The sequence below is a fragment of the Halobaculum sp. MBLA0147 genome (assembly GCF_041361345.1).
Classification (GTDB): Archaea; Halobacteriota; Halobacteria; order Halobacteriales; family Haloferacaceae; genus JAHENP01.
Genome location: NZ_JBGKAD010000005.1, coordinates 34,755 through 61,266 on the forward strand (window position 1 = coordinate 34,755; position 26,512 = coordinate 61,266).

At 58.8% G+C, this 26,512-nt stretch carries 28 protein-coding genes; 18 read left to right on the forward strand and 10 right to left on the reverse strand.

From position 1 onward, the window contains the following. The first annotated feature begins 1 nt into the window (after nucleotide 1). Together RYH80_RS19040 and RYH80_RS19045 are read left to right on the forward strand one after the other, a co-directional pair. Nucleotides 2–253, forward strand: coding sequence for a hypothetical protein (locus RYH80_RS19040; RefSeq protein WP_370905678.1), 252 nt, complete (start codon nucleotides 2–4; stop codon nucleotides 251–253). Nucleotides 254–354: 101 nt separating this feature from the next. Further along, nucleotides 355–747: a thioredoxin family protein gene (locus RYH80_RS19045; protein WP_370905679.1), complete on the forward strand. Its 393-nt coding sequence runs from the start codon at nucleotides 355–357 to the stop codon at nucleotides 745–747. 63 nt (nucleotides 748–810) lie between these two features. Here RYH80_RS19045 and RYH80_RS19050 read toward each other — a convergent pair whose 3' ends face one another. Beyond that, the gene (locus RYH80_RS19050; protein WP_370905680.1) at nucleotides 811–1,170 is read right to left on the reverse strand and encodes a hypothetical protein; all 360 of its coding nucleotides are present in this window, start codon (nucleotides 1,168–1,170) and stop codon (nucleotides 811–813) included. 309 nt (nucleotides 1,171–1,479) lie between these two features. Here RYH80_RS19050 and RYH80_RS19055 point away from each other — a divergent pair, with 309 nt between their 5' ends. Both RYH80_RS19055 and RYH80_RS19060 read left to right on the forward strand, forming a co-directional pair. Continuing rightward, a complete protein-coding gene (locus RYH80_RS19055) occupies nucleotides 1,480–2,502 on the forward strand; it encodes an arsenic resistance protein (RefSeq protein ID WP_370905681.1) in 1,023 nt (340 codons plus the stop codon). A 258-nt stretch (nucleotides 2,503–2,760) separates the two neighbouring features. Then, nucleotides 2,761–3,684, forward strand: a complete 924-nt coding sequence (locus tag RYH80_RS19060) for an NAD(P)/FAD-dependent oxidoreductase (protein WP_370905682.1) — start codon at nucleotides 2,761–2,763, stop codon at nucleotides 3,682–3,684. 72 nt (nucleotides 3,685–3,756) lie between these two features. On the opposite strand, the gene RYH80_RS19065 is transcribed toward RYH80_RS19060, so the two are convergent. Beyond that, nucleotides 3,757–3,981: a hypothetical protein gene (locus RYH80_RS19065; protein WP_370905683.1), complete on the reverse strand. Its 225-nt coding sequence runs from the start codon at nucleotides 3,979–3,981 to the stop codon at nucleotides 3,757–3,759. A 111-nt stretch (nucleotides 3,982–4,092) separates the two neighbouring features. Between RYH80_RS19065 and RYH80_RS19070 the strand changes: the two genes are divergently transcribed. From RYH80_RS19070 to RYH80_RS19085, 4 genes are all read left to right on the forward strand, one after another. Beyond that, nucleotides 4,093–4,548, forward strand: a complete 456-nt coding sequence (locus RYH80_RS19070; RefSeq protein ID WP_370905684.1) for a hypothetical protein — start codon at nucleotides 4,093–4,095, stop codon at nucleotides 4,546–4,548. A gap of 42 nt (nucleotides 4,549–4,590) precedes the next feature. Further along, entirely contained in the window at nucleotides 4,591–4,812 is a 222-nt protein-coding gene (locus tag RYH80_RS19075; RefSeq protein ID WP_370905685.1) for a helix-turn-helix domain-containing protein, read from the forward strand. A gap of 122 nt (nucleotides 4,813–4,934) precedes the next feature. Continuing rightward, complete coding sequence (locus tag RYH80_RS19080) at nucleotides 4,935–5,831, forward strand: sulfurtransferase (RefSeq protein ID WP_370905686.1); 897 nt, start codon at nucleotides 4,935–4,937, stop codon at nucleotides 5,829–5,831. Between the two features lie 175 nt (nucleotides 5,832–6,006). After that, nucleotides 6,007–6,531 (forward strand): DUF5518 domain-containing protein, encoded by a 525-nt coding sequence (locus tag RYH80_RS19085; RefSeq protein WP_370905687.1) that lies wholly within the window; start codon nucleotides 6,007–6,009, stop codon nucleotides 6,529–6,531. A gap of 66 nt (nucleotides 6,532–6,597) precedes the next feature. On the opposite strand, the gene RYH80_RS19090 is transcribed toward RYH80_RS19085, so the two are convergent. Together RYH80_RS19090 and RYH80_RS19095 are read right to left on the reverse strand one after the other, a co-directional pair. After that, nucleotides 6,598–8,340, reverse strand: a complete 1,743-nt coding sequence (locus tag RYH80_RS19090) for a cbb3-type cytochrome c oxidase subunit I (RefSeq protein WP_370905688.1) — start codon at nucleotides 8,338–8,340, stop codon at nucleotides 6,598–6,600. A 475-nt stretch (nucleotides 8,341–8,815) separates the two neighbouring features. Further along, entirely contained in the window at nucleotides 8,816–9,946 is a 1,131-nt protein-coding gene (locus tag RYH80_RS19095) for a hypothetical protein (protein WP_370905689.1), read from the reverse strand. Between the two features lie 312 nt (nucleotides 9,947–10,258). Here RYH80_RS19095 and RYH80_RS19100 point away from each other — a divergent pair, with 312 nt between their 5' ends. The 4 genes from RYH80_RS19100 (at nucleotide 10,259) to RYH80_RS19115 (ending at nucleotide 14,145) form a co-directional block, all read left to right on the forward strand. Beyond that, nucleotides 10,259–11,050, forward strand: a complete 792-nt coding sequence (locus RYH80_RS19100; RefSeq protein ID WP_370905858.1) for an ABC transporter ATP-binding protein — start codon at nucleotides 10,259–10,261, stop codon at nucleotides 11,048–11,050. Beyond that, nucleotides 11,050–12,306, forward strand: coding sequence for an ABC transporter permease (locus RYH80_RS19105; RefSeq protein WP_370905690.1), 1,257 nt, complete (start codon nucleotides 11,050–11,052; stop codon nucleotides 12,304–12,306). Before RYH80_RS19100 ends, RYH80_RS19105 begins: the two co-directional genes overlap by 1 nt. A 121-nt stretch (nucleotides 12,307–12,427) precedes the next feature. Next, nucleotides 12,428–12,592, forward strand: coding sequence for a hypothetical protein (locus RYH80_RS19110; RefSeq protein WP_370905691.1), 165 nt, complete (start codon nucleotides 12,428–12,430; stop codon nucleotides 12,590–12,592). Between the two features lie 218 nt (nucleotides 12,593–12,810). Continuing rightward, on the forward strand, nucleotides 12,811–14,145 hold the full coding sequence (locus tag RYH80_RS19115) for a methyl-accepting chemotaxis protein (protein WP_370905692.1): 1,335 nt from the start codon (nucleotides 12,811–12,813) through the stop codon (nucleotides 14,143–14,145). Between the two features lie 156 nt (nucleotides 14,146–14,301). Here RYH80_RS19115 and RYH80_RS19120 read toward each other — a convergent pair whose 3' ends face one another. Both RYH80_RS19120 and RYH80_RS19125 read right to left on the reverse strand, forming a co-directional pair. Then, nucleotides 14,302–15,051 (reverse strand): hypothetical protein, encoded by a 750-nt coding sequence (locus RYH80_RS19120; RefSeq protein ID WP_370905693.1) that lies wholly within the window; start codon nucleotides 15,049–15,051, stop codon nucleotides 14,302–14,304. Next, a complete protein-coding gene (locus RYH80_RS19125) occupies nucleotides 15,048–16,634 on the reverse strand; it encodes a methyl-accepting chemotaxis protein (RefSeq protein ID WP_370905694.1) in 1,587 nt (528 codons plus the stop codon). The genes RYH80_RS19120 and RYH80_RS19125 overlap by 4 nt, the downstream gene beginning before the upstream one ends. A gap of 525 nt (nucleotides 16,635–17,159) precedes the next feature. Between RYH80_RS19125 and RYH80_RS19130 the strand changes: the two genes are divergently transcribed. Then, nucleotides 17,160–17,777: a peptide-methionine (S)-S-oxide reductase MsrA gene (locus RYH80_RS19130; protein ID WP_370905695.1), complete on the forward strand. Its 618-nt coding sequence runs from the start codon at nucleotides 17,160–17,162 to the stop codon at nucleotides 17,775–17,777. 291 nt (nucleotides 17,778–18,068) lie between these two features. Then, a complete protein-coding gene (locus RYH80_RS19135; protein WP_370905696.1) occupies nucleotides 18,069–18,596 on the forward strand; it encodes a carboxymuconolactone decarboxylase family protein in 528 nt (175 codons plus the stop codon). Between the two features lie 231 nt (nucleotides 18,597–18,827). On the opposite strand, the gene RYH80_RS19140 is transcribed toward RYH80_RS19135, so the two are convergent. The 4 genes from RYH80_RS19140 to RYH80_RS19155 form a co-directional block, all read right to left on the reverse strand. Beyond that, a complete protein-coding gene (locus RYH80_RS19140) occupies nucleotides 18,828–19,223 on the reverse strand; it encodes a hypothetical protein (RefSeq protein ID WP_370905697.1) in 396 nt (131 codons plus the stop codon). 656 nt (nucleotides 19,224–19,879) lie between these two features. Further along, nucleotides 19,880–20,776 (reverse strand): hypothetical protein, encoded by an 897-nt coding sequence (locus RYH80_RS19145; protein WP_370905698.1) that lies wholly within the window; start codon nucleotides 20,774–20,776, stop codon nucleotides 19,880–19,882. Between the two features lie 608 nt (nucleotides 20,777–21,384). Further along, on the reverse strand, nucleotides 21,385–21,765 hold the full coding sequence (locus RYH80_RS19150; protein WP_370905699.1) for a hypothetical protein: 381 nt from the start codon (nucleotides 21,763–21,765) through the stop codon (nucleotides 21,385–21,387). Continuing rightward, nucleotides 21,766–22,074: a hypothetical protein gene (locus RYH80_RS19155; RefSeq protein WP_370905700.1), complete on the reverse strand. Its 309-nt coding sequence runs from the start codon at nucleotides 22,072–22,074 to the stop codon at nucleotides 21,766–21,768. Between the two features lie 107 nt (nucleotides 22,075–22,181). On the opposite strand from RYH80_RS19155, the gene RYH80_RS19160 reads away from it, so the two are divergent. The 4 genes from RYH80_RS19160 (at nucleotide 22,182) to RYH80_RS19175 (ending at nucleotide 26,392) form a co-directional block, all read left to right on the forward strand. Then, nucleotides 22,182–22,583: a PhiH1 repressor gene (locus RYH80_RS19160; RefSeq protein WP_370905701.1), complete on the forward strand. Its 402-nt coding sequence runs from the start codon at nucleotides 22,182–22,184 to the stop codon at nucleotides 22,581–22,583. 506 nt (nucleotides 22,584–23,089) lie between these two features. Then, a complete protein-coding gene (locus RYH80_RS19165) occupies nucleotides 23,090–24,100 on the forward strand; it encodes a DNA cytosine methyltransferase (protein ID WP_370905702.1) in 1,011 nt (336 codons plus the stop codon). Nucleotides 24,101–24,174: 74 nt separating this feature from the next. Next, nucleotides 24,175–25,389, forward strand: a complete 1,215-nt coding sequence (locus RYH80_RS19170) for a hypothetical protein (protein ID WP_489753339.1) — start codon at nucleotides 24,175–24,177, stop codon at nucleotides 25,387–25,389. 19 nt (nucleotides 25,390–25,408) lie between these two features. Beyond that, nucleotides 25,409–26,392 carry a DrmE family protein gene (locus RYH80_RS19175; RefSeq protein ID WP_370905704.1) on the forward strand — a complete coding sequence of 328 codons (984 nt, stop codon included), beginning with the start codon at nucleotides 25,409–25,411 and terminating at the stop codon, nucleotides 26,390–26,392. The last annotated feature ends 120 nt before the right edge of the window (nucleotides 26,393–26,512 follow it).

The window sequence follows — 26,512 nt, forward strand, 5'->3', positions numbered from 1 at the left end:
GATGGCCGACGGCACACGACGTAGGAGCGCGACCGGCGGCACGCGGGGCGACGAGACCGGCGACAGTCGCGGTCTTCTGCTGTCTCGGATCCTCGTCACGTGGGTCGAGTTGATCGTCGTCGGGTTCGCCGGTGCTGCCCTCGGCGGGGCGACGAGTGGGCCGCCACAGTTGGTGGTGTACCTCGCTAGTGTGCTCGCGTTTGTCGGGGTGTTGCTGTACAACGTTGACCGACTCGTCGCAGCACGACTGTGACCCCGACGGCAGGCACGGACAACCGGCCCCCCGCACCGATATGTTGCGTATTGTACAATTAGCCCAATACTTATCGGCGTCGGGAACGTACGTCAAGTCGCATGACGGAGCCTACTGCGGACCACGACGGACAGACAGCAACGCAGCCTACGCACGGGGCAGAGAAGAGTTCCACCGAGGAGGAGCCGATCCACGTGCGGAGCCGAACCCACCTCACCGAACTCGTCGACGGCGACGACCCGGTATTGGCCGACTTCTACGCAGACTGGTGTGGCCCGTGCCAGCAGCTTGAACCGATCGTCGCGTCCGTTGCTGCCGACTCGCCGGCTACCGTCGCGAAGGTGGACGTGGACGAGCACCAACAATTGGCGGCAAAGTACGGTGTCCGAGGAGTTCCGACGATGGTGTTTTTCGTGGACGGTGAACCGGTCGAACGCGTCGTCGGGCTCCGCAGCGAGAGTGACCTGCTGGAGCTGATCGACGAGTACGTCTGAGTGCCGGCCCGGGCTCGTCGTCTCTTGGGTCGGCGGGCATTCTCGGGGGTCGACCGTGACAGGTCAGTCCCGGTCGACGAGCAGGAGTCCGAGCACTATGATGAGCGCGATCTGCGCTACTTTGTCGACGTATCCAACAATCGTGTAGTTCCCTGCCTTCACGACGTACCACAGTGGGATCTGGACCCCAGTGAACGGAATGGCGAGTCCAGTCAGCAATCGTCGGCGATACTCCCGGATGAACAACACCGCACCACCAACAAACCCGAGACCCGCTAACAACACTGGTGGCGCGCCTTCGACAACGCCTGCGTATACATGTGTCACGGCCGAAAAGAGAGTCAGTCCGACTGCGACTGCCTCGAGGCTCGTGAGTTCTGTACCGGCAATGCTTACAGTCGAATTACTGTCTGTGGTCGACACGAGATAATACATGAGTTGCAGGTACAAAGGCATGGGGGTACTGTACAATACACGAGACAGTAGATGTGTCTTAGAATACAGGCGCTGGTACGACGAGAACCTGTACCTGCCAGCGGTGAACAGGCGTGGCACGCGCGAAACAACGTGGAGAGGCCTGCTTACGCTACTACATCTTCTGCTCAAGATGAGTGGCACAAAGTCGGAACTGCGAAACACTCTTCATGACTACTGGTTAAGGTATATTGTGGAAAACACGCCATATAACGCGGATCAGACGGATCCGGACGAAGTACTGAGGGGTGAGGCTGTATGACGGTTCGGAGTGGTCTCGTCGCGTTGAAAGAGAACTTGGTGTACGTGGTTGTTGCGTCACTCATTGTCGGGCTAACGACCGGACAGTTCATCGGAGCAAGCACACGTGGACTGCTCCGTGCGAGCGTCGTTCCGATTCTGTTTGTGATGATCTACCCGATGATGATCAACGTCGACGTACGTGAGGTCGTCGGGATTCGCGACCATGCGGGACCCGTACTTGCTAGTCTCGCAGTAAACTTCCTCGTCACCCCAGTGCTTGCACTCGGCTTAGCACGCTTGTTCTTCGCTGGCGATGTCGGCTACGCCGTCGGTCTGTACTTCGTGGCACTGGTTCCAACCTCTGGGATGACGGCCGCGTGGACAGGGCTGGCGGACGGTGACCTGGAGGCAGCGCTCGTCGCGATGGCTGTCAACCTCCTCGTCGCGGTCGCCGTGCTCCCCGCGTACCTCTCCGTGTTGATCCCCGGGAGCGTGGGATTCGAACCGACACGCCTGTACCGCCAACTAGCACAGGTTGTCGTCGTCCCGATGCTCGCCGGTGCGGTCACGCGCCGGCTGTTACACCGTCGGTACGGGGCCGACGGCTTCCGACGCCTGAAACCGGCACTGGGAGGCGTCAGCTCACTCGGTGTGACACTGATCGTCTTCGTTGCAACCGCCATGCGATCGACTGCGATCCTCGCGGATCCAGTGGCGTCGCTGAGCGTGATCGTCCCACTCGTCGGATTTTACGCCGGGACACTCGCCGTCGGTGCGGTAGTGGGGCGAGTGCTGTTCGACCACGCTCGTGGGACGGCTCTGGTGTACGCCACCAGCATGCGGAACCTTTCAATCGCATTGGCGGTAGTCGTCGCCGCAGACGAACTGCCCCCAGCGGCCGTCCTCCCGATTGCACTCGGATACCTACTCCAGCCGCCGTTGGGAGCAGTCTACGTGCATTACCGCCGGGATGTGATCGGCGAAGGACTGACCCTCCGTGAGGCCGTTCAGCGTCTTGTCCGTGGGGAATCAGCGTGACTAACAGGCGCTCTGCTGGAACAACCCGCACCCACCAACGGCGCCTCGGCCCAACCGTTGTCAGTGTTGTCTTCACTATCTGTCTCGGGATCCTGTTGCTCCCTCTCGTACCGCTCGCTTGCCTCGTTGCTGGTCTCCGGGCTGCCCGGCGGCGAACCCCTGGGTGATTCTCTCATTCACTCGATGACACATCGATGCCCACGTCGCGACGACCGTCGCCGGCGTTAAGTGCCTGAGTATTGTACTATTCGTACAAGCATGGATGTGACAGTGATTGGCGGTGGACCAGCGGGCTTGAGTGCTGCTATCTACACGGCGCGTGCTGGTAAGGACACGCTCGTGCTCGACAAGGGTGGTGGAACGACTCGCCAGGTCGACTGGATGGAGAACTTCTACGGCTTCCCCGACGGCATCTCTGGAGAGGAGATCGTCGAACGTGGTGAGAAACACGCCAAGCGCTTCGACGCGGAGATTCGACGAGAGGAAGTGGTCAAGGTGACGCCCGACGGGGATGGATTCGTTGTTGAGACGACGGATAACACGTACCAGACACGGGGACTGATCCTCGCAACAGGGGCCTCCTACGAGTCGCCGGCGATTGGCGGCATCGATGACTACGAGGGACAGGGCGTCTCGTATTGCGTCGAGTGTGACGCGTACTTCTACCGGGATGCACCGGTCGCCGTCGTCGGTGCGGGCGACTACGCCGTCGAGGAGGCGTCCGCGCTGTTGGACTACACGGATGAGGTGTACCTGTTGACAGATTGCGAATCACTCGACGCCGACGAGGCGACCGTCTCACGACTCGAGACAGCCGGCGTGGAAGTCATCACCGACACCGTCGACAGGGTGGCTGGCGACGACCACCTCGAGCGGGTCGTGTTCCGAGACGGAGACACACTGTCCGTCGAGGGACTGTTCGTCGCGTTGGGTGCGGCCGGTGGGACGGACATCGCAGAGACGCTCGGTATCCCGCGAGACGGCCCCTACCTAGAGGTGAATCCGGACCAGTCGACCGCCGTCGACGGTGTGTACGCCGCCGGCGACCTGACCGGCGGGAACCGACAAGTCGCCACGTCTGTCGGCGAGGGAGCAGACGCCGCTGTGAACCTACTCGAAGAGTTCCGCGGTGCCGACTACGTCGATTATAAGAAGCTGGACACGGCAGCCGAATCGGCATAACAACGACCACACATAGTCTATTAATTAGTTATAGCTTTTGATAAATCGGGTTCGTATTTCCTGCCGGCCCTATCAGGCCGTGCCACCGCGGCGGAATCCACCCGGTGGGCGAAGACTGATTCCCGCCAAGAGCGCGGCTGCCGGGAAGAACAGCAGTGCACCGAGCGCGGTGACGATGTCGTCGTGTTGGACCCCGTACCACAGACTCCCGGCGGCGAGCATTGTCACCACACCTGTTGCCGCGACGAGTGGTCCGTTGACGTGACGGAGCCGCTCGTGGACCCACTGTCTGATCACACTGTAGTTTCGTAGCCGTCTCACCTAGGTCTCCGCTTGGCACACGCTAAGCCACCGTTGGACGTGACGGAGACCGAAACCAGTTAGACCGCAGACAATGTAGCGGCATTGATGCGAGAGTTTCAGTTCTCGCTCCACTACGAGTCGGGCGTGGACAAGTACGCCGACCGTCTCGACGAGTACGGCTCGTTGCGTTCGGAAGCTCTCGTCTCCTGTCTAGATCCGACAGAGTTCTGGCGGCTCGAACTCGTCACCGGCGACCGAAAGGCACTCTCCGCAGTCGACGAGTTGCTCCGCGACAAAACAGTCGACCGCGAGTCGATCAGTAGCCGTGACTGTCGTGGAGCGCGACGACACAGTGTACTCGAGTCGGACGCCTCTCACCGAGTCGTGTACACACACGTCGGAGACATCCAGTACTGTGACGCCGTCCCGACGATCGCCGCCCGATACCTCGAGGGAGGAACGCTCTTCGAAGTCGTCCGCGACGGCACCACAAGTCGCTGGCGGGTGTTGCTGCAAGACGACGACAAAGTTGGAATGGTGTACGACACGATCACCGGTTGACTCGCAGACGGGATCACGTTTCAGTTCGGACACCTCGAGAGTGTGAATGGATGGCACACCGACCTCCTAGGCGGAGGGTCGCTCCCAGACGAACAACGTGAGGCACTGGAACTCGCCGTCGAGCGTGGCTACTTCGAGGAACCACGCGCCGTTTCCATCGAAGACCTCGCGACCGAACTCGGTGTTCCACGCTCGACGGCGTCGTATCGACTCCGTCGTGCGACCGCGGCGCTCGCAGAGGGTTTCGTCGACGGGTGGTACTGACATACAACGTCCGTCGAGAGATTTGTCGACCGGCTGGACCGATCCCGGCTCTCTCGAACCGGCTCGCCGGGGAATCAGAACTGTCGGTAGGTCTTTGTCGCCAGACCGTCTCAACTCAGGTAATGGACACTGAGGGGGTCACGAGTGGCTTGTCAGAGGACACAGGGGAGACGAGCGAGACACCGCCGCTCGTCTCTCCTGCGTGGGTTCGTGAGCGACTCGACGAGTTCGCCACCTCCGATCCGGATCTCCGGTTAGTCGAAGTGGATATGAACCCGGCGTTCTACGAGGTGGCCCACCTCCCCGGTGCCGTCGGGTTCGACTGGCGGCACGATCTCCAAGCCGACCGGGTACGCGACATCCCGTCGCCGTCGGCGTTCGCGGACCTGCTCGGGAGTCACGGGATCGGACCCGACACGACGATCGTCGTGTACGGCGACAACGCGAACTGGTTTGCAGCACACTTCTACTGGGTAGCGAGCTACTACGGGCACGCTGACGTACGGCTCCTCGATGGAGGCCGGACCTACTGGACGGAACACGATATGCCGACGACAGACGAGGTCCCGACATACCCGCGTGTCACGTACCCGACGCCGACCGCAGACGAGTCGATCCGCGCGTACCGCCGAGAGGTCTCGCGTGCACTCGAATCGGAGACGGCGCTCGTCGACGTGCGGATGCCGGAGGAGTACCGTGGCGACCTCGTCGCGCCACCTGGGACTGACGAAGGAGCACGCCGAGGTGGACACCTCCCAGGGGCAGTGAACGTCCGGTGGTCGGCGAACGTCGGTCCAGACCGACGGTTCCGCTCCCGCGAGGAACTCGCGACGATGTACGCAGACGCTGGTGTCGGTCGCGGCGAGGACGTGATCACGTACTGTCGGATCGGCGAACGCTCGTCGGTCACGTGGTTCGTGCTCTCGGAACTGCTCGGGTACGACGCGGTTCGCAACTACGACGGATCTTGGGCAGAGTGGGGGAACCTCGTCGGCGCTCCCGTCGCCGTCGGGGAGTGATCTCAGTCACTACGTGTGTTTTCACTGCGTTGGAATGGCAGGCCAGTTAGGCTGTTTCAACTCCTACTATTGGTGTGAACGATACACTGATCAGGAGCAAGTGCCGGCTACTCTCGACCGAGAACTGTGTTAAAACACCTGGGACCGACAATACGGTCACGGTGTGGAGGTGAGCGTGCGGCGTCAGATCGGTGTTGGTGCGGCTAGCATCGTCATGCTGTCAGTCGTCCCCGTGGTTGGACTAATCGCGCCACTGCTCGGCGGTGGATTCGCCGGGCGATACACCGACGAGTCGCCCGAGCGGGGTGCGGTTGTCGGGGCGGGTTCGGGTATCGTCGCGTCGATACTTGGACTCCCACTGGCTATCGCTGCGAGTGTTGCCATCGCAGCGACATCATGGACCCTCGCTGCAGCCATACTTGTCGGAACGGTCGGTATGGCGCTATATACAACTGGGATGAGTGCACTCGGCGGGTATGTTGGACAGCTACTCACTGCAGAAGCTAACGAGTCAGGCATAGACTCCACAGTTGAACAGCTCCGTGCGGAGTATCTCAACGATGCCGTCAGCGAGACAGAATTTGAGCGACGGCTTGAACAGGCTTTGCGTGACGGTGATCCCTCAGAAGCGATGCAAGGAGATATTGATGACGTAGAGCAGGTCGAGACCATAGATAATCGTCTCGAAGAACGCCCCTGATGGTGGTATGAATTCTGTGTCAGCTACTTTGCTGAACCGGATTAAAAGATATATAGAAGATTCAGCTCAGTCACCACGCACGGTCTCGTCGTTTTCATCCTCACCCCCGTCAGCGACGAGCCGCTGTCGCCGGGACGCAAACCAATCCCACTCAGCCGTGTTCAGATCATCGTCGGCCAGGTTCCATGGATCGCCACTCTCAATACGGGTGCCCTCTCGCCAGGAGACAACGATATTGTACAGCCAGATGAGCTGGCCGATGGTGAGGATTACTGCACCGAATGTGGCGACTTGATGGAGCGTCGTAAACTGCGGGAGGTAGCTAGCGTACCGCCGCGGCATACCGCCGTACCCCAGTAGCACCATCGCAAAGAAGGTCACATTCACACCGACCATTGTCAGCCAGAAGTGGACTCTCCCTAACGACTCCTGATACCATCGTCCAGCGTACAACGGGAACCAGTAGTAGATGCCCGCGAACACAGCGAACACCGTCCCACCCATCAGGAAGTAGTGGAAGTGTCCGACGACATAGTAGGTGTCATGCAGCACCAGGTCCACTGGAATTGACGCGAGGAACACACCTGTCACACCACCAATGACCACATTTGAGACGAAGCCGACACAGAATAGCATCGGCGTGGTCAGGCGTAGTTTTCCATTCCACAACGTCGTGATCCAGTTGAACGTCTTGACCGCTGTCGGCACTGCGATGGCAAGTGAGATAGCCATAAAGCTCGCACGGAGTCGGGGATCAATCCCAGTCGAGAACATATGATGGGCCCAGACGCCGAACGAGAGTACGCCGATTGCGAGTGTGGAGTAGACGACGAATTTGAATCCAAACAGCTTCCGGCCAGCGAATCGCGGGAGGACGTAACTCACGATCCCCATCGCCGGCAGGATCAAGATGTACACTTCCGGGTGGCCCCAAAACCAGAAGAGGTGTTGCCAGAGGATCGGGTCGCCGCCACCAAGGAAGAACTCTGTTCCGAAGTTGCGGTCTAAGAGGAGCATCAAGATTGCACTACCCAAAAGCGGGAACGCGAACAGAATCAGTCCGGACTGAGTAAGGATCGTCCACGACAGAATATCCAGGTTTGCCCACGTTACCTTGCGATTCCGCTCTGTCACAATAGTGACAATGAAGTTAATCGCACCCATCGTCACAGAAATTCCCGAAAGGTGAAGCCCCAGCAGCATGAGATCCACGCCGACGTTACCCTGCGTACCAACCCCACCGCCAGCTGACAGTGGTGTATACATTGTCCAAGCAGTCTGGGCTGGGATCACCCCCTCTAGCGGGAGGAACCCAGCGATCACGAGCAACGCCGACGGCGGCAACAGCCAGAACGCGATAGCGTTGATCCGTGGGAACGCCATGTCATCAGCGCCGATCAGCATTGGCACAAGGTAGTTTGAGAAGGCAGCTAAAATCGGTGTACCGAACAGGATCAGCATCGCGATCCCGTGGCTCGTCAGCAGGGAATTATAGAATGTCGTCGAGATGAGAGTCATTTCTGGGTCGATTAGCTCGGCACGCATCACCATTGCCGCGCCGCCGGCCCACCCGAAGATTATTACAGAGTACACGCCGTATAGAACTCCGATATCCCGGTGGTCAACGGTCGTGAGCCACCGGAGCAGGCCAGAGGGTTTGTTTCCAACCGTCGTGTCTGTCTCTTCGTTGCCGCTCACGGCTGTCCCGCTCGCTGCCACCGACTGCCAGTTCTCAACCCTGGCGAGGAAGGTGACGACGGCGAGCAAGAGCCCAGCCGAGAGTAGTCCGAGCAACACCTGTGTCTCCATGCGTGTTTCCCACCAGACGAGAACACTTGTCGCACCGGTTGGCACGCGCCAAATCTGTTGTCTCTTGAAGAACATAGCCGCTGTCGGAAACAAGAGTTAATTCGAAACGCGAGATGAAACAAACCCCCATTTTCTCAGGGATAGGAGGAAGTCAAGAAGATCGAGGTGAACGCCTCAAGACTCGTCCCTGTGGTACTTCATCAGCCCGGTGCAGAAGCAGCAGCCGCGTAGTTCACCAGCACGTTGATAAAGCCCAATCAACTCACCACGGGACCTCTCGTGGTCACCGTCGTTGTGCTGGGCATGCTAAGAGCAGAGTCGATTCATCTCGCAAACGGGGAGTCAGCAATCATCGGTTCGCAGACCGAACTCGTCTGGTGTCTTTTATGATTCGCAACTCACTCTTGTTCCCATGGCCTGCTCTCGTCGCTGTCAGTTTACTGCTTTTATTCACTAGAAAAAAGTTATGTGGGTTTTAGGACAGTAGGCGCTTTGCGAGTCGCTCAGCGAGGTCACGCCCTCCGTCAGTTGCAATCCCGACTGTCTGTCCGTCATCGCTTCTCCACGCGACGATTGTCCGGCTATCTGTCTCTGTCACACGAACCGACTCACCGGCCACTGTCGTGTTTTCGACATCACGATCGCTAGTCGGTAGTTCGTCAGCAGTTGTCGCAACCACCGAGACGTTCGCTGGTCCAGTGTACTGTGCGATGGCTGTCTCACCACCGAAGCTAACAACACTTCCACCGGCGAACGTGTATGATTCGCCAGAGAGCTCTGGGACAGTCGCCTCGGTCGCCGATTGAAGCGACTTGAAGCTGTCATAGTCAACGGCACTGGCTGCACCCGGCTGATCACGGGCGTCGCTGGGTGGTTGGAACGTCTCGTTGCTGACGCTCACATTCAACCGAGTTTCAGTATAATCAATAGTCACGGTGTCGTTATCGCTCACAATACGCTGGCGGAGCAACAGGTCTGACTCAACGCTGACCCAGTTGGTCACCGTCGTGTCGACTTCATCGTTGGTTGAACTAACTTCGACGATCCACGCCTGTGTGTCACGGACAGTTGTCTGTCCGACGCGATCTGCCGTCCGGTTACTCTCATTCCAGGCGCCTGCTGTGGGCTGCATGCCCGTTCGATTGTGCCAGTTGACTCGGTCGCTGGGTGCTGCTTTGCTCATCTGGCTCTGACGCTCCGTCGTATTTTCTTGAACCCGCTCACGCCAGTCCTCGCCAGCTGTCTGATTCATAAGCGCCCGGAGTTCCGACCGGTTTTCAACGACGCGCGTGACACCACTTGATTCATCGTGAATCCACGCAACCGAGCCGTTCGTCCCAACGACGATGGTCCGGTTCTCTGTCGTCGTCGTCAATCGTGTTCTATTGTTTGTCGCGACGGCGTACGATACTGTTGTTGTTCGATTCGTCGTTCCGTTGTCAACGGTCACTGTCGCCTCACCAACGACCGTATCTGCTGACTCATACGTTGCTGCCGCATCGTCAAGGATTGCATCACCGCTCGGTGCGCCAAGGTCTGCCATCGCCGCACCGCCGACCGTAACGACCCCAAGCAGCACCATTCCGATGGCGACTGCATTGCGCACGATACCACGTCTTCGGTCTGGTTGCCCTTCCATCATATAGAGTATAGCACTACTCCGTAAAGACCAGACAGGGCATTCACACAGCTCGAACCTGTGGGAAACAACTATATACCTCCAGACATAGGCGGTTTCTCTGCCTGGCAAACAACTTTGGACATCAATCCTCCCTGGTTTTGTAGGCTATTAAATTGTGGTGTACATTCACTACTGCTGCCGCCGTGGCATTGGCTTACAACTATTCCGACCGTACACTGTGGCGTGTCACAGTCGACAGAGGATCACGCGGCGACACAGTCAACACCAGCAGTTGCTATCTCGAATGTCACGAAACATTACCAACTCGGCGGGAGAGTAACAGCCCTTGACGGTGTCTCGTTGTCATTGCCTGAAGGGTCATACACCGCGGTTATGGGGCCGAGCGGCTCCGGAAAGAGTACCTTGCTCAACCTCATCGGGGGGCTCGACACTCCCGATTCGGGCGAGGTATCCGTTGACGGGAGCCGGCTTGATAACACAGACGAGGCGACAAGAGCGAACGTACGTGGGACTGAGATTGGGTTCGTATTCCAGACGTTCGACCTCCTCCCACGGCTGACGGCACGTCAAAACGTTGCATTGCCGTTGACGTTTGCTGGCTGGGGACGCACCGAACGCCATGACCGAGCTACAACACTGCTTGACGATGTTGGGCTGGATGACCGGCTTGACCACCGTCCCCCGGAACTATCCGGCGGACAACGACAGCGTGTCGCCATCGCCCGTGCACTCGCGGCAGACCCGTCGATTGTGCTCGCCGACGAACCTACCGGCAACGTCGACACCGAAACTGGTGATGAGGTGTTGTCGTTGCTTGATGAGGTCCATGCGTCGGGGAACACAGTGTTGCTTGTCACTCATGCCCGTCGAGTAGCCGAGCGCGCACAACAGATCGTCCACGTACGTGACGGCACCATCGAAGGAATTGAGCGGGTTGAAGACGATGCACCGGTGCTGGCAGCTGCGGACAACTCAAGCGGGGTCGATGTCGATACGGACACGAACACTCGAGGCAGCAAGGGACGCGAGCAAGGTGATAGGGCGACAACAGGTGGGGGTGAAGACTAATGGATTTCAGAGAGACACTCCGGATCGCCGTGCGTTCGATCCGTGCACACAACCTGCGCTCAGCACTGACGATGTTGGGTGTCGTCGTTGGGATCGGGTCGGTGATCGTTTTCGCCACCTTCGGTGCGAGTGTCCAAGCGGCGGTCGTCTCACAAATCGGCCAGACCAGCGCAAATAGTATCTTCCTCACACCGGCCAGCATTGAGGGCGGCGGCCAGAACGGCCCACCCGGAGCAGGAATCGCTGACGCGACACGGCCGGTATTCACCGAGCGTGACGTGACCGAACTGGGCGATATTGACGGTGTTAACACGGTCGTCCCGCAGGGGACTATCCGGCTCTCTGGGGTGAGTTACGCCGGTGACACAGTCGCTCAACGACAGGCGATCGGGACGACGCCAGCAGCGTTTGGCAATGATGATATCGTCGACGGACGCGCATTCGAGTCGGGTGCCAGGGAAGTAGTGGTGAACGAGGCTGCACGAACCGCATTTGAGCAGAACCTCTCGGTCGGTGACACGATCACGTTGACATTCGCAGACGGTGATCGTCAGAACGCTACCGTTGTCGGTGTCGCCGACGGTACCCGCGGTGGGCTGTTATCACAGTTTGGTCCGAGCGGACCTCAACTGTACCTCCCTTCGGATCCGTTCTACCAGACAAGCGTCGAAGGGACGACCGACGGCGTCAGAGTGATTGCTTACCCACAGGTGACAGTCATCGCGGAGCCGAGTCAGACCGGCACGGTTGCAGACGCGGTGCGGGCGTACGCGTCGGAGTCTGACGCGGCAGCACTCCTCCCAGCGGGGCAGACGATCGGTGTTCAGACAACCGGTGAAATTGTCGGCCAGATTCAGGACATCCTTGGCCAACTTACCCGGTTCGTCACTGGGATCGCTGTCCTATCACTCGTTGTTGGTGCGATTGGAATCGCCAATATCACGCTCGTCTCTGTCACCGAGCGAACACGCGAGATCGGGATTATGAAAGCTGTCGGCGCACAGAACCGCGACGTGATGCAGCTGTTTCTCACAGAATCAGCATTGCTCGGCACCGGCGGCGCGATGTTGGGGATTCCTATCGGGCTCGTTGTCGCGTGGGGTGCGACACGATTCGCTGAGGTCGGGTTCACCCTTGCCCTTGACTGGATGGTGTTTGCAGTCGTTGTCGGTGTTGCGGTCGGTGTCGGGGCGGGATTGTACCCGGCGTGGCGTGCCGCTCGGGTCGATCCGATCGAAGCACTCCGACAGGAGTGACGACGGCCCCCGCCTCTCGACATCAGCGAACGGATAGTGTTGCGCGTTCTCCACTCACCGGCGTGTTTCAATCACGCTAGAACGGCGGGTGAACTAGGCCTCTTGAGCATCAACACTGGGTATGGACGATGCGAACGCAGCGGGTATCACGAGCGCAATCGTCGCCGGAATTGTGACTCTCCTGGTCACGGGTATCATCTCCCCGCCGTGGGGGTTCGGCACGGTGTTGCTCGGGGTAAGTATTGCAACCTACGCGACTGGCTATGTGGTCGCAACACAACGGTGAACGTGCGCGGAGAACCATTATAAAACAAGTTCCCCGATACTTGGCCTGTCTGCCTGTAGGCAACGACCGATACCGGTGTTAATGACTGATGAACACGTATCTAGAACCCTAGATATAGCAGACAATGCAGGACATCTGGCTGGAGCGTTGATTAACTATTCTTGTAGTGGAGTGTCGGCAGGCAGGGGTGTCTTGTAGGCGTCCCTGTATGAACGAGTATGGCCGCACCGACAGATGTTCAGGATGGTGACAACCTCGTGTCGAGAAGTGGCGAGTCGGATGAGATGGACTGGCGCCGGTCGTTCGAACTGCTTGTGTCACACTTTCCTGAGCCGGCATTCATCGTGGACGCGTCTGGGACAATCACGCTGTGGAACGACGCTGCGAGCGAGCTGATGGGCGTGCCTGCGGGCAAGGCTGAGGGCATGGGCGCGTACGAGTTGTTCGGCACAGAAGGCGAAGACGAGACGCTCGTTGAGACAGTACTCCGGACGGGGGAGACGATTCAGGAAGACTCTATCCGGTCAGCGGAGACACCGAAGGGAACGACAGAACACGCGCGAGCGCTGGCTACTCCGATCACAGCCCCTGACGGGTCTATCGTCGGTGGTGTGGAAGTGTTGACGCAGGTTACGTCGTTTGTGGAGCAACGGCAGGAGATTGAGGAGTTGCAAGAGCGGATGACAGACGACGTTGAGTCGTCTGTGGACGCGTTTCGAACTGCGGCCGCTACTGCGGCCGACCAGTCTGAAACCGCCGCTGAGACGGCTGCTGCGCAGTCCGAGAGCATCCAAGATGTCCAACAGGAGGTGGCAACGTTCTCAGCAACGGTCGAAGAGATTGCATCGACGGCTGAAGCCGTGTCGAATCAGGCTGAAACGGCCGAACAGTTGACCACGGAGAGCGCGCAGTCGGCACGCGACACAGCAGAGTCTGTCGAAGACGTTGCAGCACAGGCTGACGAGGTGGCCGCTGATGCTCGTCGACTCGGCGAGCGCGTCGACGAGATCAGTGAGGTGGTGAACGTGATCGACGAAATCGCCGATCAGACGAATATGCTCGCGTTGAACGCGAATATCGAAGCGGCTCGAGCGGATCAGGGTGGAGATGGCTTTGCAGTCGTCGCGAACGAAGTGAAGAACCTCGCAGAACAGAGCAAGGAGCGGGCTGAGGAGATTGCGGACATCGTCAGTGATGTCCGTGAGACTGCATCGACGACTGTCGACCGCGTCGAGGCGTCGAACGCTGCAGTGAGCGAGATTGCCGACGAAATCGAGGATGTCGAGAGCAACCAAGCGGAGATCGAGGCGGCGATCACTGAGGTGAACAATGGCCTGTCAGAAATCGCGAACGCGACCGGTGACCAAGCCACCAGTGCTGAGGAGGTCGCCAGCATGGTCGATACGGTTGCCGACCAGAGTGACGAGCTTGTCGCGGCTGTTGAGCGGACGGCCACGGCGACAGACAAACAACGGGAGATGGCGGACGAAATCAGCGAGACCGTTGTAGCACTCGAAGAGGAGATTGCGGCTGTCTCTGATCAGATCAGGTAGTGGGTACTCGGCGGGTCCGGTGACTGACCGTACTGTATTATTTTAATCTTACCCTGGCGTCCGACGACTCTTGAAGTTTGAGTGGGCATTGATATCCTCCCACGGTTGAAGCCGTGGAATTTCCACGTTGGGATATTAGTTCGGGGGCCGTCGGCGTCAGTCGGCTGACGAGCCAGTCGTTTCACGACCAGCTGACTGACTGCCGTCGTACTCGGCCTCAAACAGCAACTGCACCGACTCATCGTCGAACCCGGTGAACTTGTAAATAAAGAAGGCTGGAAGGCCTGCTGAGAAAATATATCCAACGTATTGTAGGAGGAGTTGACTCAACACTTGCTCGGTCAACACGCCGGATAAGAGTAGTCCCACATAAACGAGAACCATTGCGTACACGAACAGGAGCAGATTGCGAGCCTTCCAGTAGAGCAACCGGCGACTCGGGGGGAGAGACGCTGACAGCCGCTCTAGCCGGCCGAAGAAGAAGTACAACAGGAGCGGAAACGGGAGTAGGAATCCAACGGTAATGAGCAATAACAGTGCCCCTCCACTGGCGATCAAGGCCCCTATCTCAGTGACGAATACTGGCAACAGCGCGACCACGATCATCGTCGCCGTTAGTCGCCGGGACCCACCGCCGAGGCGGACGACAGCACCGTACAACACAACGTATTCGATCGTCTGTGAGAGGAGAGTACTCACACCAAACGAACCGGACCCAACAGGCACACTTCCGACACCAAGGAGTTGTGCGACGAGGTCTAACGCGGCTGCCACTACGACCACGATGAACACCCCAGCGTACGTTTGCAATCGTGAGGGAACCCGCGTTGTCGCCGCGAGGAACACCACTGCAGCGATACCGTAGAGTGCAGCGAAGACCGCCTGGATCAGTTCGACAGAGATCATTTGTCGGTCACCCCCGTCGCTTCGGTAGAGCGTTGTGTCAAAGCACGCCCCTCCGCGCTAGAGTGTCCAGCATCAACGGTAGCCGAGTTGCCCTCCCGTGTCTCCGAATAGTGTGTGGTCGCTGTCGTTTCTCGAAGGTTGAAGTTGGACAGTCGCTCTCGGAGGTCGGCAGTCTGCTCGGCCAGACTCTCGGCGAGTGATTCAAGATCATTCATCGTTTCGGCTGTCGCGTCCGCTGTGTCGGCCAACGTCTGGCTCCGCTCTGCGACCGTCTGCACCGCGTCACGAGCTTCGTTGATCTGAACTGTCACTTCTTCGGTGGAGGCTGCTCCGTCATCTGTCGCCCGAGCAATCTCCTCTGTTGAGGCGTCAATTCTCGTGACGATCTCAGCGAGTTCTTGGAATGTATGGCTCGCGTCGGTAATCGTCTCACTTCCGTCAGTGATCCGTGACCGTGTCTCGGTCATCTCCTCACTGACTGCAGCCGCGTCGGCTTGTGTCTCGGTGATAATTGCGTTCACGTCGTCAATAGCAGTCTGTGTCTCTTCGGAGAGACTTCGAACTTCGTCGGCGACGACCGCGAAGCCATCACCATCCGTGTCAGCTCGCGCCGCTTCGATGTTGGCGTTCAGTGCGAGGATGTCTGTCTGTTGTGCGATGTCATCGATGAGCTCTGTCGTCTCGCCAACGTCGGTCATTTGCTCGTCAAGTCCTCGGACTAACTCTGCAAGCCGATCCACATTCGATTCGATCGCTTCAATAGCGTCAACGACAGCATCAGCCTGATTGGCACCGATCTCTGCTTTCTCACCGCCCTGTCCAGCTTGTTCTGCGAGTTCGTCCGCCGTCGCTGCGACCTCTTCGATGGTCGCGGAGACATCACTGACCTCCTCGGTCGTTGTATCTAGAGTTTCTGCCTGCTGAGTAATTTCGTCTGCGACCGCCCGAATTTCGACCGCCAGTTCTGCTTGGTCATCGGCGAGATTGCCGGCATCATGGGCGACAGTGTCTGCGGTCGTTTCAACTTCAACGACAAACTCTCTGAGTCGGGTGAGTGTGACCGAGAGTTCTTCTGTCATGTCGGTGTATGCGTCGGCGATCTGGTCGGTCGCCTCGGCGTCCACGTCAAGATCGAGTTCCTGTGTCAGGTTACCGTCGGCGACTGCTGAGAGTGCCGCTCCAATCTCGTCTGCAGCCGTCAGGAGCGAGTTATTGAATGCCTCGGCGTCTGCTCGGGCTGTCTCGGCCTCTTGGCGAGCCTGTGCCGACTTGTCAAACGCCTCACGGAGTGAGTCTCGCATCGACCGCAGGGAATCGGCGAGTTGGCCCACCTCGTCGGAGCGGGAACTCTGTGGGTCCACATCCAGGTTTTCGTTGCCGATTGCTTCTGCGGCGTCGGTGAGTTGTCTCAGTTCGGTCGCAACGTCGCCACCAACAACAATCCCGAGTAGTCCGAGGTGAAGCAAGAAGAGATATGCGACGGTTGCGACGACGGCAGTTACACCGACCTCCGCTGTGACCGCGTACTGCCACACGATGTACAGGAGCAGTATGGTGGCAATCGCGACCACGTTCAGTACCACGAACAACCGGTACGTGTACCGTGACCTGATTCGTTCCATTCCACCAGCTTACGGGGCTCGTCGAAAATAAACCCCCTCCCGCCGTTTCGCTGAACTACACAGCTGTATTCCGGAGAATAAATATTGTGTAAGAATTTAAATGCCGACTCATCGTCCTGACCAGCTCCCTCCCGTCAAAGAGTTTCTTGACGTAATCGTCTACTCTATCGACATTACCCCCCTACGTCGATCTCACTGGTACTCGATGGCGGCCTCGTAGCTCACCACTACGGCCGCGCTCGTCAAGAGTACGAACCCGAAGTACAACGCGAATCAGGTCAAGGCTGCAGAAGTGCCGACTGGTTGTGACGAGAAGTTCTACGGGAGCGGCTTCTGAATATCCTCGACGCGCTGTAGACTGCCGCTGTCGGTACCGCTCGGTGCGGCTGAGCAGTGAGTGAGCCCACATCAGCCCAACGCGGCGGAGACGGCAGCCGAACGACTATCGGGTTGCCGAACGTACTCCTAGACAGAGACCACCGCAGTATGACACTCACACCAGCAGACGTACGCGAGTACGACGAACAAGCGGGGGCAGCGACAGAAACGGCGACGTTCGCACTCGGTTGTTTCTGGGGACCGGACGCGGAGTTCGGGGCCTTAGACGGCGTCATCAAAACGAGAGTCGGCTACGCCGGCGGGACGAAACGCGATCCATCGTACCACGCATTGGGCGATCAGACGGAGGCGTTGCAGGTGGATTTTGACCCCACGGTTGTCTCCTACACGGAACTGCTTGACCGCGCGTTCCAGCTCCACGACCCGCACAATCAGACGCGGACGACCCAGTACCAGAACATCGTCTTCGTCGCGACGACGAGCCAACGTGACGCGCTCACTGCGTGGCTTGAGGCCAACGGGCTCACAGGCGATGGGATCGAGACACGCATTGAGCAACTCTCACAGTTCCACCTCGCAGAGGACTATCACCAGAAACATAGCCTGCGAGGCGAGGATCGACTGCTGAACGCGTTCACTGAGGCCGGGTACGACGACGAGGCGATCCGCGAGTCGCCGGCTGCCGCTGTCGTGAACGCGCACGCCGCCGGGCACGACACCAACGGGCTTGACCTCCCGGACCGACAGACGATCCGGTTCCGATAGCCGTCGGTTTCGGCTCTCGGGTGTGGGTGTCTGCCTAGACCACTCGTTCAACGAATGAATGACCCACCCTACTCAGCCGCTGGCGCGGCTTGCTCAAGAGTGGTCCTTTCCGTTTCCCGGACGCTCTTTCCATCCACGACATCGGTAGCACCCGATACCGTGAATAGGGGGAGCGTAATCTCCACAGGCGTACCCTTGCACTGTCCCAGTCCTAGTCGTCGCTCATCGACTACTCGTCCTCGATATTCCGGAGATCGACGGCTTTTGTCGCTGGAGCCACTGACTCGTTCTGTGACACGAATTGCTCACGTCGGCGATGACGAGGCATCAGAACGAGTTGAGACGATCTTCGATGCTGCTGAAGACCAGTTTGGATTGATCCCGAATATCGCTCGGACGATGGGACACAGTGACGCCGTGGCCGACGGGTTCATTGGGACGGAAGGCGAACTATTCGGCAGTGGCGAGCTCGGACACGAACTGTTGGAGAAGGTCGGCGTCGCGGTGAGTGCGGCCAACGATTGCTCGTACTGTGTCGATGCCCACTCGCTGTCGTTGCTGCGAAATGTCGACGCGACCGAAGAGGAGATTGAGGCGATCACGACCGGCCAGTTCGGGGAGTTGTCCGAACGGGAGGCTACTGCGACGGCCTTCGCCGCTGCCGCTGCAGACGATCCACAAACGATTGATGAGGACCTGTACGAGGATCTGACTGGGGAGTTTTCCGACACTGAAATCACGGAGATTGTCGGGACTGCTGCGTTGTTCGAGGGGATCAACCTCTTCGCCGACGCACTGGATGTTGATCCCGATCAGTAGGTCCGAGTCTGCAAGCGACCGATCGGCCCACGAACGGACTGGACGCGCACCTCGTGGACAGCAGAACTGGTCACCATCGTCAGTCGCCGGCTCGGTGGACGGTACCAGTCGGACCACAGGTCATCGCGAACGGACTTGGAATCGGTCTCAGCTTGATCCTCTGGGTCGTCATCGCTCGCGACTGGATATTCGGCAGCTACCCAACGAGCTACGTTTCCGGCCCGCTGTTGGTTAGTTGCTGCTCGCTGGAACGACTGGTGCGACGTACTTGCTTGGGGTGGAGTCGCCGTCCCGCCACTGGAGGTAGTAGTAGTCGTGGCCGTCGATTGTCTTTGTCGTGAGCGTGGCTTGGCCACTCACGTCTGCCTCCGCCCGCGCCTCCTCGAGTTGCTGTTTCCACTCGTCTTCGTCCCACGCATCGGGTACGGTGTCAGTGTCGTGTTCTGCGTCCGATTCGAGTTTTTGCTGAGCCTCCGCCTCCTGCCAGTCAGCCATCGCTGTCGCGTACGCGGCGAGCTCGCGGAGTGTGTCTGCGTCCTGTTTTGACACGCCGTCGACGAGGTACGTCGGGAGTGAGTCCGGAGCGTCGGGTTCGCCGGTCGGGCAGTCGGTGTCGTCCGCTGTCACGCTAACCAACAAGACGGCATACCGATTAGTAGTGTTGGTTAGCCCGGTGGTCGGTTCCGGGTGTCACGGCGCGGCCGACGTAGCGTCGGGGTAGGCCGAGACCTCGCGAGTCAGAGTCAATGGCAATAGGAGTTGTAGTACTAACCAGAACGATGGAGGCTAGCCGTAGTTGGTGTTCCCACCACGTCAAGCCAAGAGCCATTCAGTAGACGGGGGTATATCGTGACCAGGCGGTCACCGAGCGACCGCTCACGCATGACGAAGCTTGGCGCCTATCGCGAGATAGATCCCTGACACTGTCCACACCGGCAGTGGACACGCTTTGTTACCCGTTCTCCACCGACACTTGCTTGCTCTCGAAGCCGTTGACTGGTTGGGTTGCCACAGACGGATTAAAGACTGTACACACCCCGTGTCAGTCGTCACGACTCACGGAGAAGAACACTGGACCAGTGAGAATCACGAACCCGTGATCGATGATTTCTCGCCGCGCGACCACTCTCGCGTTTCCTCCGTCAACACCTACTGAAACGCAAGAGCGGTTCCCGCCTGCTGGTGCTACACGACAGTTACGTGCCGCGACGTGCGGTGTGAACGAGAGTTAGCCTTGTGCTGGAATCCCGGCTGGGTATGGTGGAATCACGAGGGGTCGGTGATTATCCGGTCACGGACTCGTGTTTCCCGGCGTCGACGGCATTCAGTTGGTTCACCACGTCGGCCTCAACGGTGGCTGCCCCGAACTTCTGACAGCGATCCGCGAGTTCGGCATCGATCATTACTCGACGTTCTGTACCACGTCCGCCGTCATCTTCGACACTGATCCCGTCTTTCCCAAACTCATCGAGTGCTTCGATGACACGGGTGATTGTCTGCCCGTGTGCACGATCGCCTGTCGCGTTAGTCCGACAGTCCGTGTGTGACGCCAGCCACCTCGAGAGGTCCGATGCCCGGACCATTCGTTGTTCACCGCCTGGCACGGCCTTCGATCGACTGTACAGCTCTTCGGCGAACGTCACGGCTCGATAAATATCGACTTTCTCAGTCGCCTGCTGTTGGATCGTATCCGGGCAAGCGCACAGTTCCTCGAGCGGTGTCTCGGGGGCGACTCGGAATCGGGTATCGTTCTGTTGGTTGGTACGTTCGCCAGCGTCGACCATCTCAAGCACGTCGTCGATCTCACTCTCGACTTCATCCCGCGATGGTCTCGTGGTCAGTGCTCTGCCGATGGGATAGTTTGCTTTCTCTGGGCGGACGATCGTGGCGTCGTCGAACTCCTTCGTGTCCCAGTCGAGGTGTGGTCGTGATTCGAGCGCTGTGACTCGCTCGTCGATGTCGTCGAGGTCAGACAGCTGACCACGCAGTGTGGCGTTCTCCCGTTGGAGGTGATCGACGCGGTCTTCGAGCTGGTTAATCTCGTCGTCCAGGGTGTCGACCTCGGTTTCGAGCGCGTCGACGCGGTCGCGAAGTTGTGCGTTTTGATCGTGCAGTTCCTCGACTGCCGCCTCAAGTGCGGCGAGTCGGTCGTCCGTCGTGGGTGTCTCTGTATCTGTCATCGCAAGCCGCAGGCGGGAGCCTGCACTCCCCGCCACGGAATCGAACCGTGGTCTGCCGGCCGGGGTGATCGCGTGTGGTGGTCTGGTGGCTGATCGGGTACGTTCTGCAGCGCAGCAGCTAACCAACACGCGCTACCCCGAGAGGGGATCTGTTGGTTAGCTCCGGCGCTCATGGTCGTTGGTCCGTTACTGCGGGATGGTGGTGGCATCGCTCTGAGGTGGCGATCACTGTCTGGGCACGCCCGCCAGTGTCGGAAACTCGAGGGATATGGAGTCGGAGTGGCAGCTGGTGTCCACCCCCCGTTTGCGATGTGTACTGGCGGTGATTCACTGCGCAGCTGGTCGTGGGTTCCGGTGAGCCTATCTCGGGTGTTCGTTGACGATCACGATCGCCAACTACAGCATTCGTGTGCGCTGGAGCGAAGACTCGGCTGGCGGTCCGGGTATGTACGGTGACGCTCGTGTCAGGACTGTCAGCAGTACCCGCTGTGCGTTGTCCGTCAGTCCCTGCTGGCCGCGCTGTGAGGTCTTCGTAGGCTATGCTGGTACCTGAGGGGCGTGAGTCACGGTGGCTGCATGTGTACGTTCTGAGCAGCCACACGACGGTCTCAGCGGCCGCCATCTGGTGCCTCGTTCAGGGGGCTGATATTCGCCCAAGCGCGGCGGATCTCGTCGCGGCGTTCGCGTGACGGCGTGACCTGGCAGGACTGGCAGTGGATCGGTTCGCCGGCGCTGGTGCGCCACTGGCGCGCGCCACACTCGTCGCAGGCTGGGACGCGCGTCGGGTCCCGGTTGGATAGTTCGTCGGAGAGGGCCTGGTAGCGCTGCCACTGCTCGCGGGTGTCCGCGATACAGCCGAACCAGTCCACCTCCTCGTCAAGGCGCTTGATCTCGTTGCGGAGTGCCTCGGTGGACATCTCCCCCGGGTTCGGGTGGTCCCGCTGGTCGCTGCGGGTGGACCGCCCGTTGAGTCGGGTGGCGTCGCGCATCTACGCCACCTCCCTGTCGACGAGGCGCTCGGTCAGGTCGCCCGGGTACGTCGGCGTGTGGTTCTGGTCGCCGGTGAACACTGGCCCGCCGCTCGCTAGGCGTGTCCCGTGCTGGCGGAGGCGGTGCCCGCCACCTCGGCAGGCGCCGCGACAGCGGTAGTTCTCGACGCAGGTGTCGCCCTCGATGATGGTGGATCGGTAGGCGAGCGAGCCGCCGCAGACGGCACAGACAGTTCGCTGGTGGTCGACAGCCGGTGCGCTGGATCGTGAGGGGCCACGACTAAGACCCCGCTCGTGTGACTTGCTCATGGGTCGTTCGAAACCCCTCGTAAGAGGGGATCCACTGGGATGACCCACCCCCGTCCTGCTCCAACAGGGCGGGACCTTCCCGCAAGGGGCCGGGTCGAATCGAGATTATGCCCGACTTCGTAAATACCTTACTGAGGATTTTGCAGTCAGTACCTGATACGTCACAGGGAATAAGGAGGAAGCTCTCGTATCCTCACCCAACCGGTGCTATCATGAGGAATGCTCATCAGACAACAGATGAAATGCGCCAGCGCGCGGAGTGGATGGTGCCATCGGACGATCAGATCCTGGAACTCCTTCACGACAACCAACACCTGACTCCGAAAGGAATCGAACACTACGGTGGACCATCGTCTGGTCACGCACACGACCGCTGTGCTGTCCTGGCGGAATATGGTTTGATAGAGCGTGTTGTCCAGGGGCTGTACAAATTGACCGATGAGGGCCGCGCCTACCTCAATGAGGAGCTGGACGCGAGCGAGCTGGAGCCGGTTGACGAGGCGGAGTGACATCACTTTCTCCCGACGTGGGCGAGCGCATCCTCGATCCAATCCGGTAGCTCCGCGTCTGCGTCTACCTCTCCGCGACTGTTCCAGCCGGTGACCAGCTCCGGTGTCCCGGTCGCGCTTACGTCGACGCGTCACTCTCTGCTGTCGGCGGTGAGGTCGAGGCGACAGCCACCGCCCGAGAGGGGTTCGACGATTTTGATCTTGACTTCGGTGCCGCCGCGAGTCTGATTCTGGTCGGTGCTTCGCATCACATAGAGCGTCGCGAGGGAGCGGCTTCAGGCTCTCTGGGGTGGTTCCGCGTTTCCGGTAACTACCTCGGTCGGATTCATACGGCGTTCCAATACACCTCGTTATCACCGCGAGGTTGCGGTTCACCATATCAACGTCGTCAAGTATACACCCCTCAAAGTAACCACAACTCTTTTGAAATGTTCGTGCCTTGTCACTCTTGATACGCTCAGGTATCTGTCCCGTCCAAAGAAATTGAAACATATTCCAAAGCTAAAATGAGCCGATTCACCTTTGCTGACTTGTTTGCCGGTATCGGAGGAACGCGTGCTGCCTACGAAGCGGTTGGAGGCGAATGCGTGTTCTCCTGTGAAATTGACGAGGATGCACAGGAAGTGTACGAGCGTAACTGGGAGGACCCCATCACCGAGCACGACATCCGCGAAGTTGAGGCAGACAGCGTTCCTTCACACGACCTCCTGCTGGCGTGCTGGCCGTGTCCTTCATTCAGCCAGATGGGTAAGCTCGACGGACTCGAAGATGAGCGAGGAATGTTATTTTATCATATTATACGTATACTCAAAGAAAAGCAACCCAAAGCGTTCATGCTGGAGAATGTCAAGAACCTTCGATTCGTTAAGGATGGCGACGCATACGAGACCGTTAGAAGCGCACTCGAACAATGCGGATACACTGTATTCGACAAAGTGCTTAATTCGCTCAATTTCGGGCTCCCTCAGCACCGCGAGCGGCTCATCGTCGTCGGGTTCCATGATGACCTCGCGCCTGACGAGGATTCCTTCTCCATCCCGACCCAGAATCAGGCGAAGTTGGCAACTGAGACTGACCAACGCGAGGCACTAGCAGATATCCTCGAAGACAAGAATGACGTAGATGAGCGGTACTACGCCAGCGAAAAGGTACAATCTGATCGGCGCGAGGATGTTGAAGATGTGTCGGCCATTCCTGAGCCATCTATTTGGCACGAGAATCGTGCGGGACAGATCACGACCCGTCCCTACTGTGGTACGCTTCGGGCGTCGTCGTCGTGGAACTATCTGCTCGTAAACGGTGAACGTCGTCCTACAGTTCGCGAACAACTTCGGTTACAGGGCTTCCCTGAATGGTTCAAGATCGACGATTCAAACCGTAGCCGAGGGAGAAAACTCACCGGAAATACTGTCCCTATTCCGATGATTCACGCTGTTGCGAAGGAGCTAGTAGCTGAATTGGACTTCGATACTGCTTCCACGACAACAGTAGATGCCGGAACCGCCACGTCAGATTGAGTAGTAGGCTGAGTGAACAGTCCACAATCTTTTAATACAAATAGCTGCCAATGTGTCACGGGGTCACATAAGAAATGGAGGCGATTACAAAGCGTGCTGAGGCCTGTCGTCAGCGCGCATTCTTAGGAGGATTCCACCAAGGAAGCATCCGAAGCGATGGGACTCCATTTCATTTTGGAACGACAGAATGTGCAATCGTTGAAGAAACGCTCAGGAACATTGAGGGAGGCCGTTCGCTTCTCATCCACAACCCATTCCCGACAACTGCTCTACCCGTCGCCATCATCGCCTCTTATGCGTACTCGGAGAAACCTAGCATCCCTGGAACGGATGGCCTCCCAATGCTCGTATTCCCGGCACCGTCGCGGGGGTACCTGAGCGAGGTAGACAACTTCCACTTCCAGACGACAAAACACGCCAAGGACAACAAGACACCGCTCATCCCACGACACCCTATCGACGCGTTGAGCGAGCAGGACGCCGAGTGGGGTGTGTACACCGCGAAGGATGGATTCGTGTTCGATGAAGAAGACCACGACGCGCCCATCGGGGCGATGTTCGTTGACCTACAGAAGCCTGAGTGGAACGACCGGGCCTTCGACCGCATCGAGTCATTCTGTGAGGAACACCCTGAGGTGCCGACCATCTTCTACACCGACGAAATGGGGCCCGCCGCTGAACTCACCCGCGACCGTATAGACACGAGTACGCTTCGAGTGACCAATGAGATGCTTGCGCAGGCCTTCAGCAAGGACGACGCGTCTCCCGGCGAGAGCGACCTGACTACCCAAGAGCGCATCCTCTCGAATGGCGGTGTGGAGGTGCTCCAGTTTCCCATTACAGACGAGGACTTCGGATCTCTTATTCCTGATTTCATCGAACTCAAAAACAAGTGCCAGAACCGAGACCTCGCTTATGTGGAAGTCTCCCGCGTCTTCAACCGGCTGACGAAGCAGCCGTTCAAGCCCCACTACTGGACGCGTGCGGTCGGCTCGAACGCGTTCTTTGACGATGTCCCCGGCTACATCAAGCGGATCAAACGACGCGCTGAGAACGCCTCATCGGGAGGCAACCTACTGTTCAACTACGCACGGAAGGCCAATGAGGTGCAAGGCTACCTGAACGACAAGCACGTTCTCCAAAACACCGTCCTCGACGCGATCCAGCGAGCGGGCGAGACCAACGACACTTCGCGGTTCGTCGTGAGTAACACAGCCGAAAAAAAAGGCTCTCCGGCTCGCGGCAACCGACTCGGGCTACGCCATCCCCAGAAACGTCGAACTTATTGAGCGGCAAAAAGTGACGCCGATGCCGGACACGCGCTACGTGTTCCTCTACCCGCCGTACCGCGACGACTATGTGTTTGAATTCCCGCCTTCAAGACAGGTCGCGTTCATCCACAACGCTCTCTGGTCAAACTACGTGCGGAAGGCTGCGCAGGACGCTACCGAGAACATCACCGCCTCGTACAAGACGACGAGCATCGGGTCCTCAGGCGCGGTTGGCGACGTAGAAGACCACGTGTTCGATATCGACACACTGGAAAGCGACATCGAGAGCTACATCCGCCGCACCGACTTCGACGGTGGCGGGTCATCATCTTCGAGCGAACGTTCTGCGGGCGGGAGTGGAGGCGACGACTACGTATTCCATCTGGGGAACGGCGACCAGCGCACGTTCTCGGAGGCGAGCGTCGTCACCGTCTACGACTCGGACAAAGCGAAAATCACCCGCAAGAAGGCTAAGAATGTATCCGAAGGCGAAGAGATTCTGCTCCTTGACAGCGTGGCGGGAGACCTCTATGACGTGTTGCTGGAATCCGCCCACAAGCGCGATGCCGTGCGCGAGGACGAAGACCTCGTCGAGAAGTGGCGGGAACTGCTCAGTACCGGAATGGAGCGCGAGGGGATGAACTACTCAGATGTGGTGAACACCCTACAGGAGTATGGCTCGGACATCGAGAGTTGGCACTCCGTCCGCGCATGGGCAGAAGGGCGCTACATCGGGCCCCTCGATGAGGGCGACTGCCGCCGGGTTCTCCACATCTTCCGACCAGAACTGGAGGGTGAACTGCTTGAACAATTACACGAGGCCGTCTGGCAGGCGATGAAACACCTGCGTCTCCTACATCGACGCATCGGACGTAATGTCCGTCGGGCGGTTGAAGCCGAGTTCAACCCCTCGACGAGTGCGAAGTTTGGTGGGGATGTCAACGAGAATATGATAAAGAATATTGCACGCGACATCGAAAGACAGACCGTCATTAAAGTTGACATAACTGACGGCGGTTGAGGCCGCAGTCGTCAGGCTGTCTTCAACTGGAGGACCATCCAACGTGGATCAAAACACAACACCAAACGAGGGACGAATCACCAGCCCGGATACCGAGGCTGAGGCAGACGCAACGCCTCT

Coding starts and splice junctions, on each gene's coding strand:
- RYH80_RS19165 (WP_370905702.1), top strand. CDS start 23,090: ATGAGCCGATTCACCTTTGCTGACTTGTTTGCCGGTATCGGAGGAACG.
- RYH80_RS19130 (WP_370905695.1), top strand. CDS start 17,160: ATGACACTCACACCAGCAGACGTACGCGAGTACGACGAACAAGCGGGG.
- RYH80_RS19040 (WP_370905678.1), top strand. CDS start 2: ATGGCCGACGGCACACGACGTAGGAGCGCGACCGGCGGCACGCGGGGC.
- RYH80_RS19175 (WP_370905704.1), top strand. CDS start 25,409: ATGCCGGACACGCGCTACGTGTTCCTCTACCCGCCGTACCGCGACGAC.
- RYH80_RS19055 (WP_370905681.1), top strand. CDS start 1,480: ATGACGGTTCGGAGTGGTCTCGTCGCGTTGAAAGAGAACTTGGTGTAC.
- RYH80_RS19170 (WP_489753339.1), top strand. CDS start 24,175: ATGGAGGCGATTACAAAGCGTGCTGAGGCCTGTCGTCAGCGCGCATTC.
- RYH80_RS19045 (WP_370905679.1), top strand. CDS start 355: ATGACGGAGCCTACTGCGGACCACGACGGACAGACAGCAACGCAGCCT.
- RYH80_RS19105 (WP_370905690.1), top strand. CDS start 11,050: ATGGATTTCAGAGAGACACTCCGGATCGCCGTGCGTTCGATCCGTGCA.
- RYH80_RS19060 (WP_370905682.1), top strand. CDS start 2,761: ATGGATGTGACAGTGATTGGCGGTGGACCAGCGGGCTTGAGTGCTGCT.
- RYH80_RS19110 (WP_370905691.1), top strand. CDS start 12,428: ATGGACGATGCGAACGCAGCGGGTATCACGAGCGCAATCGTCGCCGGA.
- RYH80_RS19090 (WP_370905688.1), bottom strand. CDS start 8,340: ATGGAGACACAGGTGTTGCTCGGACTACTCTCGGCTGGGCTCTTGCTC.
- RYH80_RS19080 (WP_370905686.1), top strand. CDS start 4,935: ATGGACACTGAGGGGGTCACGAGTGGCTTGTCAGAGGACACAGGGGAG.
- RYH80_RS19160 (WP_370905701.1), top strand. CDS start 22,182: ATGCCCGACTTCGTAAATACCTTACTGAGGATTTTGCAGTCAGTACCT.
- RYH80_RS19145 (WP_370905698.1), bottom strand. CDS start 20,776: ATGACAGATACAGAGACACCCACGACGGACGACCGACTCGCCGCACTT.
- RYH80_RS19155 (WP_370905700.1), bottom strand. CDS start 22,074: ATGAGCAAGTCACACGAGCGGGGTCTTAGTCGTGGCCCCTCACGATCC.
- RYH80_RS19150 (WP_370905699.1), bottom strand. CDS start 21,765: ATGCGCGACGCCACCCGACTCAACGGGCGGTCCACCCGCAGCGACCAG.
- RYH80_RS19070 (WP_370905684.1), top strand. CDS start 4,093: ATGCGAGAGTTTCAGTTCTCGCTCCACTACGAGTCGGGCGTGGACAAG.
- RYH80_RS19120 (WP_370905693.1), bottom strand. CDS start 15,051: ATGATCTCTGTCGAACTGATCCAGGCGGTCTTCGCTGCACTCTACGGT.
- RYH80_RS19115 (WP_370905692.1), top strand. CDS start 12,811: ATGGCCGCACCGACAGATGTTCAGGATGGTGACAACCTCGTGTCGAGA.